Genomic DNA, 12,279 nt, shown 5'->3' with positions numbered 1-12,279 from the left:
TGGTGTTCATCACGCACGACCTGCCGCTGGTGGCCGCGCTGGCCGACCGGATGGCCGTGATGTACGCGTTCGACCTCATCGAGGTGGCGCCGCGCGACCAGCTCATCGGGAACTCCGGACACCCGTACACGCGCGCGCTGCTCAACTCGACGCCGAACCTCGACGCGCCGTTAGAGGAGATGCGACCCATCGAGGGGCAGAGCCCGGCGCCGGTCAACGTCCCGGCCGGCTGTTCGTACGCGCCGCGCTGTCCGCTCGCCACGGACGAGTGCCGCGAGGTCGACCCCGAGTTCTACAAGACGGGTGAGAACCACCGAACGGCCTGTCACCGCTGGGAGGAGGCCCGAGAGCGAATCACGTTAAACTTCGAGACCGCCGAGGACGGTGCCGCGAGCGGCGGCTCGGAGGGGGGAACATGAGCCGGTCGGACGCGTTCGGCTCGTCCGCCGCCGCCGGGCGGGACGACGAACCGCTCGTGTCGCTCGACGGCGTGGAGGTCCACTTCGAGAAGGAACAGGGCCTCTTCGAGTTCTTCGAGGAGCCGGACACCGTCAGGGCCGTCGACGGCATCTCGCTGGACATCGAGGAGAACGACGTGCTCGCGCTGGTGGGCGAGAGCGGGTGCGGCAAGTCGACGCTCGGGAAGACGACGATCGGTCTCCAGCGGCCCACGGGCGGGACCGTCCGCTACCGCGGGCAGGACATCTGGGCGGCCAAAGACGGCGTCGGCGACGTGGAGATCCCGTTCGACGAGATCCGCTCGTCCCTCCAGATCATCCACCAGGACCCGGGCAGTTCGCTGAATCCGAACCAGAAGATAGTCGAGATCCTCTCGCAGCCGATCAAGCTGACACACCCGAACGTCGGGGTCAACGAGCGCCGCGAGCGCATCTACTCGCTGCTCGAACGCGTGGGGATGAACCCGGCCGCGGACTTCGCCGACCGGTACCCCCACCAGCTCAGCGGCGGGGAGAAACAGCGCGTCGCGCTGTCGCGCGCGCTGTTGATGAACCCGGACCTCATCCTCGCGGACGAGGCGATAAGCGCCTTAGACGTCTCCCTCCGCGTCGAGATGATGGACCTCATGCTGGACCTCCAAGACGATTTCGACACCTCGTTCGTGTTCATCTCGCACGACCTGTCGAACGCGCGGTACTTCGCCGAGCACGGCGACGGCCGCGTCGGCGTGATGTACCTCGGGGAGATCGTCGAGGTCGGCCCGGCGGAGGAGCTCATCGAGGATCCGGGTCACCCGTACACGAACGTCCTCCGGTGGGCGACGCCGAGCCTAGCGCTCGACGCCGGCGGCGCCGGCGAGCCGCCGGTACGCAAGATCGACATTCCCGACCCGGTCAACCCGCCGAGCGGCTGTCGCTTCCACACGCGCTGTCCGGAGGCGCGGGACGTCTGCCGCGAGGAGACCCCGGAGCTGCGCGGCGAGCCGGGCGGTCACCAGAGCGCCTGCTTCCGTAACGAGCCGGACCACGAGTACTGGGACAGCCGGCCCGTCGAGGACTGAGTCGCCCGCAGCGGTACCTTTTTTTCCGCGTCAGCGAGAGGACTCGTATGGACGCGAAGCCACAGACGCTCGTCGTGACCGGCGCGCTCGGCGGCGCCGGGCGCTGGGTGGTCGATCGGCTCACGGAGGAATCGTACGACATCGTCGCCGTCGACCGCGAGCTCCCGGTGGGGACGCCGCCGGAGGAAGTGGACTTCCGCGCGGTCGACCTCGTCGACGCCGGGGAGACGACGGACCTCATCGCGGCGGTCGACCCCGACGCGGTCGTCCACCTCGCGGCGATCCCCGACCCGCTGAACCACGCCGGCGAGCGCGTCTACCGCAACAACGTGTTGAGCACGTATAACGTGTTGAACGCGGCCGGGCGGATCGGCGCAGACGTGACGTGGACCTCCAGCGAGTCGGCGTACGGGTTCCCCTTCGCCGAGTCGGCGCGGGCCCCGGACGCCCTGCCGATCGAGGAGACGCATCCGCTGCGCCCCGCGGACCCGTACGGCCTCTCGAAGGTCAGCGGCGAGGAGACGGCGAAGGCCGTCGTTCGACGGGACGGGATCTCCGTCGCCTCGATCCGCCCCTCGTGGGTCCAGTACCCCGGGGAGTACTTCGTCACCGAGATCCGGGAGGCGTTCGACCTCGACGCCCTGGCGGCGAATCCGTCGGCGGCGGTCGGCGGCGGCCCCGGGAACTTCTGGTCGTACGTCGACGTCCGCGACCTCGCCGACCAGATCGCGCGGACCCTGGAGGTGCCCGTCGACGGGCACGAGGCCTTCCACTGCCACGCGAGGGAGAACTATCTCGGGGAGGAGACGACCGAGCTGTTCGCGGCGCTTCTGGGCGAAGTTCCCGAGCCGTGTGCGCTCTCGGGCGACGCGTCGGCGTTCTCGACGGCCAAGTCCGCGGAGCGGCTCGACTGGACGCCGAGCCACAGCTGGCGCAGCGAGTCGTCCGTCCCGGGCCCCGACTTCGACGCGCCCTGAGCGCGCCGGCAGCAGTTTTTTGCCGGCGGCGACGAGACGCCGAGGCGTGGAGTACACGACGCTCGGAGCGACCGGAACGGAAGTGAGTCGCATCGGTCTGGGCTGTATGAGCTTCGGCGGCGAGGAGCCGTGGATGCTCGACGAGGCGGAGTCCAGAGAGATCATCGACCGGGCCGTCGAGCTGGGGATCAACTTCTTCGACACGGCGAACGCCTACTCCGCGGGCGAGAGCGAGGAGATCCTCGGCCGGGCGCTCGACGAGCGCGACCGGGCGGAGCAGGTCGTCGCCACGAAGGCGTTCTTCCCGGTCGAGGAGGGGCTAAACCGGAGCGGGCTCTCGCGGAAGGCGATAGAACAGGAGCTCGCCGACTCGCTGGACCGGCTCGGGATGGACACCGTCGACCTCCTCCAGATCCACCGCTGGGACGAGGACACGCCTATCGAGGAGACGCTTCGGACGCTCGACGACGCCGTCCGTCGCGGCGACGTACGACACCTCGGCGCCTCCTCGATGTGGGCTTACCAGCTCGCGAGAGCCCAAGAGACCGCGCGGGCGAACGGGTTAGAGCGGTTCCAGACGATGCAAAACCACTACCACCTGGCGTATCGCGAGGAGGAGCGGGAGATGCTGCCGCTCTGTGAGAAGGAGGACATCGGCGTCATCCCGTGGGGGCCGCTGGGGCAGGGATACCTCACCCGGCCGCACGACGAGCTACAGGCGACCGCGCGCGGCGATCCGGCGAACCACCACAACCCGACGCCGGAGTACGGGGCCGGCGGCGGGCGCGAGATAAACGAGCGAGTCCAAGAGCTCGCCGACGACCGCGGCGTCTCGATGGCGCAGCTATCGCTCGCCTGGCTGCTTCACAAGGACTGGGTGACCGCCCCCATCGTCGGCACGACGAGCGTCGAACACCTCGAAGAGGCCGCCGAGGCGGTCGAGATCGACCTCTCCGAGTCAGACGTGGAGTACCTCGAGGAGCCGTACGAGCCGCAGCCGATCATCGGCCACGAGTAGGCGACGAGCGGTCGCTCGGGGGCGTCCCCGGTCACGCGACGCGTCCGGGACCGCCCTCGGCCCGCTACTCGTCCGCCGGCGACGGCGACAGCCGACCCGACGCCACCATCGCCTCCAGCGGGTGGTCCGAGCCGTCCGCCGGAAGGTCGACCCGGCCGGTCCGGCGGACCGACTCGTACCCCGCGAAGACGATCTCCGCGGTGTTGAGGCCGATCCGCCCGCTGAGCGACGGTTCGCGGCCCGCTTCGAGCGCGTCGACGACCTCGGCGACCGCCCGGTCCTGGAACCCGGAGCCGTAGCGGTCGGTCTCGGAGCCCGTGGCGTGCATCGTCTCGCCGTCGACGTCGACCGCCTCGCGGTCCCCGCCGTGCGAGACGGCCAGCATCGGCCCGTCGTCGACGTCGATGCGGATCTCGCCGTCGGTGCCGCGGAGCACGAGCGAGGCGTTGGCGAGGTCGCTCCCCTCGCCGCCCGAGAGCACGCCGTAGACGCCGTTCTCGTAGCGCCACTGGGCCCACATCTGGTTCTCCTGGTGCGTCCCGAACCGCACGTCCTCGTCCCGGTAGTCGAGCGCGGCCAGCACCCACTCCGCGGCGCGTTCGTCGTTGAACATCCCCGCTAGGTCGATCGTGTGCGCGCCGGTGTCGTAGAAGTCGCCCCAGGTGATCTCGACCCGTCGCAGGTCGCCGATCTCGCCCTCGTCGAGGAGCCGCTTCGCCTCGACGAACGGCTTGCCGAACCGTCGCTGGCGGTTGAACGTCAGCTGAACGTCGTTCCGCCGACACTCCTGGACCATCGCCCGCGCGTCGTTCCACGAGGTCGCCATCGGCTTCTCGCAGTGGATCGCCGCGACGGTGTCGCTGCGGGCGCAGCCGACGACCACGTCGCGGTGGACCGCGGGCGGCACCGCGACCGTCACGAGGTCGGGGTCCAACTCGGCGAGCATCCGCTCGGACGCCTCGTAGACGGCCAACTCGGGGAGGTCGAACGCGTCGGCGAACGCGGCCCCGTTCTCCGGGACAATGTCGGCGACGCCGACGACCGAACACCGGTCGTCGTTCTCGAACCCCTCCGCGTGTCGATACCCCATCGCGTACCCGTCGACGGACGGGTTCTCCGGGTCCGGGCCTGCGCCGATGACGGCAACGGTGTACTTCGTCACGGGTTAGAGAGTACCATGCGAAACCGGGTGAAAGGCTTTACGCACCTCGCGGGACCGTACAGCTAAACGGGTCGCGCTCCACGAGAGAAACGTGAACGTACTCATCATCGGCGGCACGGGGCTCATCAGCACCGGGATCACGCGACAGGCGGTCGCCGCGGGCCACGACGTGACGGTGTTCACTCGCGGACGGACCGACGCGGGCCTCCCGGAGTCGGTCGATCACGTTACGGGCGACCGGACCGACCGCGACGCGCTGGAGCGGGCCCGCGACGCGGTCTCGTTGGGGTGCGTGATAGACATGGTCGGCTTCGACCCCGCGGACGTCGAGACGGCCATCGAGGTGTTCGCCGGCCACGTCGACCAGTACGTCTTCTGCAGCACCGTCGACGTGTACCACCGGCCGGTCGAGACGATGCCGATCCGGGAGCGGGCCGCCCGGGAGCCGCCGGTCAGCGAGTACGGCGCGGACAAGGCGGCCTGCGAGGACCGCCTGTTCGACGCCTACCGGAGCGACGGCTTCCCGGCGACGATCATCCGGCCCTGGCACACCTACGGCGAGGGGGGCGGCCTCACCGACACGCTCTCCAGCGCGGCGTACGTCGACCGCCTCAGGAAGGGCAAGCCGATCGTAGTCCACGGGGACGGCACCTCGGTCTGGGGGCCCTGTCACCGCGACGACGTGGCCGCCGCCTTCGTCGCGGCGATCGGGAACCACGAGGCCGTCGGCGAGGCGTACCACGTGACGGCGACCGACCCGTTGACCTGGAACCAGTACCACCGGCGCGCGGCGGCCGCCCTCGACGCCCCGGAACCGGACCTCGTCCACGTGCCGACCGACGCCCTTCGCGCGGCGGTCCCCGACCGGGTGTCGCCGCTGGTGGACCACTTCCGGTTCTCGACGGTGTTCGACACGCGGAAGGCGGAACGCGACCTCGGCTTCCGACAGACCCTCTCCTGGGAGGCGGGCATGCGGCGGACCGTCGCGCGGCTCGAGGCCGACGACGCGATCGAACCGTGGGACGCGGACCCGACGTACGACAGGATCGTCTCGGCCTGGCGGGAGGCGACCGACGCGTTCGTCGCCGAGTTCGAGTAGCCGCACCTCCCGTCGTCGCCGAGGGCGGCCGGTACCCCGATGAGTTATACCGCGGCGTCGTGACGTTCCGGTATGACGGAATTCGGCTTCCAGCTCTACAGTCTGCGTGATGTCGAGGACCCGCTGCCGACCGTACTCGACCGCGTCGGTGCGACGGCGTTCACCGGCGTGGAGTTCGCCGGTCTCGGCGAAGCGACGCCGGCGGCGGTCGCCGAGACGCTCGCGGCGGGCGGGCTCGCCCCCGCCGCCGCCCACGCCGGTCTCGAGGCGATCGAGGCCGACCCCGACGCCGTCGCGGCGACCGCCCGCGGCGTCGGGTACGAGGACGTGGTCGTCCAGTGGCTCGGCCCCGAGCACTTCGAGTCGGTCGCCGCCGTCGAGGCGGCCGCCGACCGGCTCTCGGCCGCGGCCGACGCGCTCGCCGACCGCGACCTCCGAGTACACTACCACAACCACGACCAGGAGTTCGTCTCCCTCGACGGCCGCCCGGCGCTGACGCACCTCCTCGAGGCCGCCGACGGCGTCGGCCTCGAACTGGACGTGGGGTGGGCCGGCGCGGCCGGCGAGGATCCGCTCGCCTACCTCGACGCCCACGGAGACCGGATCACGCACGTCCATCTCAAGGACTACGACGCCGCGGCCGGCGACACGGTCGTCGTCGGCACGGGCGACCTCGACTTGGATCGGACCGTCGGACTCGCCCGCGAGAACGCGGTCGAGTGGCTCATCTACGAGGCGGAGACTGGCGCCGACTCGTACGCCACGCTCGAGACGGCGGCCGACACCGTCGCCGGGCTCAAGTAGGGCGTCGAGTCAGGAGGCGGGGCCGGCGGCCGAGGAATCGGTGACCGCGCCGCGGACGGGTCAGACGGTCCGGACGGTGGCGTACCCCTCGAAGTTGAGGACCACCTGCTGAGCGAAGTCGCCGAACACGGCCTTCCCGGTCGGGGACCGCGAGTCGCCGAGGACGAACACGTGGCCGCAGTCGTGCTCGTCGGCGGCGTCGAGGACCCGCTCCGCGCGGTCGTCCTCGGAGCCGACGCTGACGGCGATTTGGACGTCGACGTGGGCGTCGCCCAGCACGTCCGTGACGAACGACCGCGCCGTCGCCGTCGCGCCGTCGATGATGCTGGCGCGGTCGTACTCGACGTTCTCGATCCGCCCCACGGCTTCGAGCGTCGTCACGTCCTCGTCGTACTCGTCGGCGTCGAGGTGCCACAGCGCCACGAGGTCGTCGTCGCTTCCCCGGGCGCTGGCCGCCGCCTCCGCCAGCAGATCGCGGTGGGCGTCCGTCTCTTCGAGGCTTACGAGACCGCGTGTCATACGATCGCGATCAGGGGCAGAGTGATAAAAACACCGGCGAGACGCGCGACGGCGGCGCGGGCGGTCGGCGAGCGGACCGGGACGTTAATCACCGTCGACGCAGTGGCACGGGTATGGCGCTCAGAGAGGCGATCGTCGACGCGGTGTGCGAACAGCGGACCCAGCTGCCGCTGCTTTTGGCCGTCGTCATCGTGATGGGAGTGCTGCTCGCGTTCTCGCTCTTGTTCCTCCAGCCCGGGACCGCCGCCTACGTCATCGCGCTGGTGGACGCGATCCTCGTCGTCGGCTGTCTGGTCGTGTTCGGCGGCGCGTACTGGTACTGCACGCAGCGGGCGATGGAGGGGTGAGACACTGCACGCGATGGACGGGTGAGACGCCGGCGGTCAGCTGGCGAGAAACGACGCCGTCTCCGCGGCGAACGTCGCGATCTCCTCGTCCGGGTCGGACGCCGCGACGCGTTCGAGCGCCTCGACGTGCGCCTCGTCGCCGAGGAAGCCGAACAGCCTGACGGCGCGCGCTCGGACGAGGTTCGCCTCCGCGTCCAGCGCCGTCAGGGCGACCGACGCGTGCGGTCGCACCGCCTGGGGAGACGCCCGCGCCACCGACCCGAGCGCGTCCAGCGCCGCGCTCCGAGCGACAGCGTCGTTCGCGGTGGCGAGATCCGCAAGGGTTGAGGTGTGGTCGGCGACGGCCGCCGGTTCGGCGTTCGCCGCCGCGATGACGACGTTCGACGCGAGCTGGCGCGCGTGCTGCTCGTACTCCCGGCTCTCCCGCTCGCGCTGTTGGATCGCCTCCTTGGTCCCCGGGTCCTCGACGTAGGCGACGGCGGAGTCGCCGCCGGCGGTGACCGGCGCGTCACCGAGCCCGTCGAGGAGCGCTCCGAGGACCGGCACGCAGGCGGCCGGCCGCTCCTCGGCCACGTCGCCGAGCGGCCGAGCGCCCGCCAACTGAACGCTCGGGAGGTCCGACCCCACCAACGCCGCGAGGTCGTCGACGACCGGCACGAGCGCTGCCGCGTCGAGCGCTGCGATCTCCTGAAGCGCCGCGGCCGCGGTCTGGACGACGCCCGCGTTGTCGTCGCGTAGCACCGCGCCCAGTTCCTCGACGAACGGGCGAACCCTGTCGACGTCGTCGGCCGCGAGCGCCGCACAGACGCGCGCGCCGCGCTGACGGACCAAGGAGCGCTCCGACTCGAGGGCGGCACGGAGTTCGGCCGGCGCTATCGACTCGGGATCGACGTCGTCTAACACCACTCCGTCGAGTGGGGCGTCGCTACGACCCGACATACGGACGAGTCTTCCGTGCCGACGAGCAAATACGTACCGGTCACCCGTCCTCGCCGTCCGAGCGGACCGCCGGTGGCGGGCGGCGAGATCCGGCCGCTCCGGGGGCGTTCGACGGCCGTTCGCAGTAACATACGAGAGTTGAGGGTATTTGGTTTCAAGTTATAAGTCGTACAATCGCCGTACGTGAGTGCTACAGAAACGTAATAACTATATCATGTACGTGCCATTGTAAAATAATTCTGTCTTATCCGCCACGGTCGCGCAAATCGCGCCGGGCGCGGTCGTCCGCTCGGTCACGAGAATAACAATAGTACGACTGTTATTCTGCGACGGGAGCGTTATTCTGCGCTGTCGGCAGCGGCGTGCGCCGAGCGAGGATCCGCGAGGGTAGGCCGTCGGAGCGGGCGACCGCAGGCTCTCGCGGCCGCGCCGGGGCTAGATGTCGGTGATACGTTCGTACTCGTCGGAGAGGGCGGCCGCGTCCTCGGGAAGCAGCGCCACGAGGAGGTAGCCGGTGTAGTCGTCGAGGTACTCGACGAGCGTCGCGATCCGCTCGGAGTCGATGGCCTCCAACGAGTCGAGCACCACGAACGGGAGCGCCTCGTACACCTCGTGGGCGAGGTAGCCGGCGAGCGCGAACACGAGCCCCGTCACTTCGCGCTCGCTCTCCGAGAGGTGGTCGACGGTGTCCTCGTAGGCGGTCCCGGACGCCGACGTGCGGATGACGTGAAGCTCGAACACGGTCTTCGTGACCGTCCGACGCCCCTCGCGGACGTCCCGCTGGACCCGCTCGATCCAGATCCGGTCGAGGTTGTCGTAGTCGAGCAGCGCCAGCACGGTGTCCATGTGGTCGTTGAACTGCTCGACCGCGCTCTCCTCGATGCGCTCGATCTTCGTCCGGAGCGACTCGATCTCGTCCGAGACCGCCTCCCGCTCGCGCTCGATCTCGTCCTGGTCGGCGAGGCGGTCCTCGATCTCGGTGACGTTGGAATCGACGCGTTCGAGGTCGTTCTCCAACTTGCCGAGTTCGTACTCGAGCTCGTTCACCGCCTTGTGGAGGTCGAGCACCGCGCTGGCGTCGTCGTCCTCCAGCTCCTCGACCTCGGCCTGAATCGCCTCGATCTCGTCGATCAGCGTCTCGCGGCGCTCGCGAAGGTCTTCGATGCGCGCTTCGATCTCGCCCTGCTCGCGTTCGATCGCGGACAGCCGATCTTCCAGCCGGTCGCGCTCGCGCCGTGACTGCTCGTAGTCGCGCTTTTCCGCCTCCAGCTCGGCTATCTCGTCTTCGAGGTCTTTCGCCCTGCCGACCGCCGTCTGGCTGCGGTCTCGCAGCTGGTCGAGGGTGGCCTCGATCTGCTCCCGTTCGACGCTGCTGCCGCACGTCCAGCAGGTCACGTCGTCCGCCGCGAGCAGTTGCCCGGTCACGTCGTCGTCGTCCGCGTCGCCGAGGTCGTCGAACGCCGCCGACTCGGCGTCGTCGAGCATCTCCTCGTTGAAGCCGATGACGCCCTGAAGCTCGTTCACCCGACTCGTCACACGCTGTTTCTCGTCCCGGAGCTGCCGTATCTCCGATTCGATCTCGTCGATCCGCCCGTCCGGAACGTCGGGGAGATCGGCCAGTTCGCGCTCGAGTTCGCGCTGGTCGCGCGTGATCGCCTCGAGGCTCTCCTGTTCGGTCTCGAGTTCGTACCGAGCGTCGTCCAGCGCCGACCGCTTCGACCCCAACTCGTCGAGCTTCTCGTCGAGCTCGGACGCCTCGTCGCGGCTCTCGTCGACGGTGGCGTCGGCGGCCGCGAGCTCGTCCTGTTTCGCGCGCAGTTCCGCCTTCTTGTCCTCGATCTGCGACCGCAGGTCGCGCCGTTTCTCCTCAAGCGGCGGGAGCTTCCGTTTGAGGGAATCGAGCTCGTCGAGCTCCGACACGAGTGCGTCTCGCCGCTCGACGAGGCCGTCGATCTCCGCGCGAATGTCGTCGACGTCGACGGGCCGCATTATCACCTCCCGGAGGTCGGCGTTGGCGGCCACGGCCCGGCGCGCCTCGTTCGATTCGAGGAGGAACGCGAACAGGTCCGCGGGGTCGGGGTCGTCGAGGTACGGCTCGCCCGACGACGCGATTCCGTCGCCTCGCCGGCGGAACTGTCGCGTGTACGTCTCGTCGCCGATCGAGAGTTCGACGGCGGCCTCGTCGGCGTCGCCCTTGACCGCGACGTTCTCGCTCCCGAGCGCGGCCATGACGGCCTGGAGGAACGAGGTGCGGTTCGTGGCGTTGCGTCCGACGAGCACCGTCACGCCGGGGGTAAACGAGACCGTCGTCTCCTCGATCCCCCCGATGTTCTCCGCCCGCAGGGTGGCATCGTGATCGGTTACCTGTTCGATCTCCATTGCGAACAGATGGCGGCGGTGGACAGATAAATCTTAAGGACGGACCCCTGAACGGTCGCAACGCCGCTGAAGCGACGGGGCCGCGACGCACGGAGTGACCGCGCGGTCACTCCGAACACTCGCACCCGCCGCGTTCGAGCAGCTCCTCTATCTCGTACCGCGTGCCGCAGTCCTCGCAGAACACGCTGATCTCCGCGAAGACGCGGAACTCCCCGATCTGAACGTGACCGCCGTTCCGAAGCTGGTCCAGCCGCTCTTCCGTGACCGTCGTCGCCCGCCCGCGGAGTCGCTGGATGTGCTCCGTCTCGACGACCGTCCGCGGCCGGTCGTCCGTGGCGTGTTCGGCACCGCGGTCGCCCTTCAGGTACGACCGGATCGCTTGGTAGGTGACGAAGTCGCTCCGGAGCCCCTCGACGTCGACGCCGTTGCGTTCGAGTCGCCGGCGGGTCCGCGTCCGGTCGGCGCTGCCGACGTCGTCGTCCGTCAGCAGTCGGTAGATGTTCTCGGTCTCGCCGTCGAGCGGCTGCATCCCCGCGTCCGCCAGCCGCTCCGCCAGCAGCTGCCGGTTGAAGTAGTCGGCGAGCGCACGCAGGCTCAGTCGGTCGTCGCCGTCCGCGGTCCATCGGCGCTCCAGTTCGGGGCCCAGGCTCTCGAAGCCGTACTCGTCGATGAGCCTGGCGACCTTCGTTCGCCGACCGCTCCCGTCGCCGCCCGACTCGTCTGAATCGCTCATACCCGAGGCACGGCCACCGAGCGGAATAGTCTTCTGGGGACGGACCGGTGCCGCGTCGCGAGGGGGCGCGACGGACGCCGGCGGCGAGCCGTCCGTACCGGTTCGCGCCTCGAGAGTCGGGCGGTCGGGCCTAGGTCGGGAGAGTGAAACGCGGAACGAGATTGTGACGGTAGGGGTGCCCGCAGTCGTAGTTAGACGCAACTACCAGAAAGAGTTTATATATGTAAATTTGATATTTTGTCTGTGAGGTCCGCTATCGGCAGAGTGACCGTTAGCGAGTGTCGAACCTGACGAAGGCGATGGATGATATTCAACAAACCCCTCGGGTTCACATCTCACATGAGACCAGTCCGGAGTAATTGAATTAGACAATAAGATTCCAAACAATACACATATAGTAGAAATAAATTACGTAATTGGGTATTTAATAGTGTCTGTATTTAGAAAATTAATTTAAACTAGACTTTTTGATGAAGTACAAAATTTTTGGTGGAGACACGAATAAATATAATATTGAGTATATTTCTAAATACCTGTTTGTTGTAAGTAATTTCTGACCGGCGGCCATAGAACGAACATGAGCGGACTCGACCGCGACGCGCGAAGGGGTCGCGATCGGTGACGTATTCAACCCGATTTCAGGACTGGGTTCAGAAGGAACCGATTTGTCTGATTCCGTAGGGTAGCGAGTCGCTACGGTAGAATTAGTACTTGTCGTGAAACGCTTCGTAAGTAAGCGGGCGCGACGGGACTTGAGTCCCGTAGTTATCCCGCTGTAATCGG

Annotated in this window: 12 protein-coding genes; 7 read left to right on the top strand and 5 right to left on the bottom strand. The window is 68.3% G+C overall.

Annotated elements, in window-relative coordinates; genetic code table 11:
* From Q0116_RS02775 to Q0116_RS02760, 4 genes are all read left to right on the top strand, one after another.
* Nucleotides 1-419: oligopeptide/dipeptide ABC transporter ATP-binding protein (locus Q0116_RS02775; protein WP_321167518.1), on the top strand; the 419-nt coding region annotated here is incomplete at its 5' end.
* Nucleotides 416-1,519 (top strand): oligopeptide/dipeptide ABC transporter ATP-binding protein, encoded by a 1,104-nt coding sequence (locus Q0116_RS02770; protein ID WP_297885300.1) that lies wholly within the window; start codon nucleotides 416-418, stop codon nucleotides 1,517-1,519. The genes Q0116_RS02775 and Q0116_RS02770, both read left to right, overlap by 4 nt.
* A gap of 47 nt (nucleotides 1,520-1,566) precedes the next feature.
* Nucleotides 1,567-2,496 carry an NAD(P)-dependent oxidoreductase gene (locus Q0116_RS02765; RefSeq protein ID WP_297885298.1) on the top strand — a complete coding sequence of 310 codons (930 nt, stop codon included), beginning with the start codon at nucleotides 1,567-1,569 and terminating at the stop codon, nucleotides 2,494-2,496.
* A gap of 46 nt (nucleotides 2,497-2,542) precedes the next feature.
* A complete protein-coding gene (locus Q0116_RS02760; RefSeq protein ID WP_297885297.1) occupies nucleotides 2,543-3,514 on the top strand; it encodes an aldo/keto reductase in 972 nt (323 codons plus the stop codon).
* A 64-nt stretch (nucleotides 3,515-3,578) separates the two neighbouring features.
* Here the strand turns inward: Q0116_RS02760 and Q0116_RS02755 are convergent, their stop codons facing one another.
* A complete protein-coding gene (locus Q0116_RS02755) occupies nucleotides 3,579-4,676 on the bottom strand; it encodes a Gfo/Idh/MocA family protein (protein ID WP_297885295.1) in 1,098 nt (365 codons plus the stop codon).
* A gap of 91 nt (nucleotides 4,677-4,767) precedes the next feature.
* Between Q0116_RS02755 and Q0116_RS02750 the strand changes: the two genes are divergently transcribed.
* Both Q0116_RS02750 and Q0116_RS02745 read left to right on the top strand, forming a co-directional pair.
* Nucleotides 4,768-5,775: an NAD-dependent epimerase/dehydratase family protein gene (locus tag Q0116_RS02750; RefSeq protein WP_297885294.1), complete on the top strand. Its 1,008-nt coding sequence runs from the start codon at nucleotides 4,768-4,770 to the stop codon at nucleotides 5,773-5,775.
* A 72-nt stretch (nucleotides 5,776-5,847) separates the two neighbouring features.
* Entirely contained in the window at nucleotides 5,848-6,579 is a 732-nt protein-coding gene (locus Q0116_RS02745) for a sugar phosphate isomerase/epimerase (RefSeq protein WP_297885292.1), read from the top strand.
* A 60-nt stretch (nucleotides 6,580-6,639) separates the two neighbouring features.
* Here Q0116_RS02745 and Q0116_RS02740 read toward each other — a convergent pair whose 3' ends face one another.
* Entirely contained in the window at nucleotides 6,640-7,098 is a 459-nt protein-coding gene (locus Q0116_RS02740; RefSeq protein WP_297885291.1) for a universal stress protein, read from the bottom strand.
* A 113-nt stretch (nucleotides 7,099-7,211) separates the two neighbouring features.
* Between Q0116_RS02740 and Q0116_RS02735 the strand changes: the two genes are divergently transcribed.
* Nucleotides 7,212-7,445: a hypothetical protein gene (locus tag Q0116_RS02735; RefSeq protein ID WP_297885289.1), complete on the top strand. Its 234-nt coding sequence runs from the start codon at nucleotides 7,212-7,214 to the stop codon at nucleotides 7,443-7,445.
* A 36-nt stretch (nucleotides 7,446-7,481) separates the two neighbouring features.
* On the opposite strand, the gene Q0116_RS02730 is transcribed toward Q0116_RS02735, so the two are convergent.
* The 3 genes from Q0116_RS02730 to rdfA all read right to left on the bottom strand — a co-directional run bounded on the left by Q0116_RS02730 (nucleotide 7,482) and on the right by rdfA (nucleotide 11,496).
* Nucleotides 7,482-8,384, bottom strand: a complete 903-nt coding sequence (locus Q0116_RS02730) for a hypothetical protein (RefSeq protein ID WP_297885287.1) — start codon at nucleotides 8,382-8,384, stop codon at nucleotides 7,482-7,484.
* Nucleotides 8,385-8,819: 435 nt separating this feature from the next.
* Nucleotides 8,820-10,763 carry an archaea-specific SMC-related protein gene (locus tag Q0116_RS02725; protein ID WP_297885285.1) on the bottom strand — a complete coding sequence of 648 codons (1,944 nt, stop codon included), beginning with the start codon at nucleotides 10,761-10,763 and terminating at the stop codon, nucleotides 8,820-8,822.
* A gap of 106 nt (nucleotides 10,764-10,869) precedes the next feature.
* On the bottom strand, nucleotides 10,870-11,496 hold the full coding sequence (rdfA, locus tag Q0116_RS02720) for a rod-determining factor RdfA (RefSeq protein WP_297885283.1): 627 nt from the start codon (nucleotides 11,494-11,496) through the stop codon (nucleotides 10,870-10,872).
* Nucleotides 11,497-12,279: the final 783 nt, after the last annotated feature.

Source organism: uncultured Halorubrum sp. (assembly GCF_937146585.1).
Taxonomy (GTDB): domain Archaea; phylum Halobacteriota; class Halobacteria; order Halobacteriales; family Haloferacaceae; genus Halorubrum; species Halorubrum miltondacostae.
This window is presented reverse-complemented; position numbering and strand designations above follow the sequence as displayed.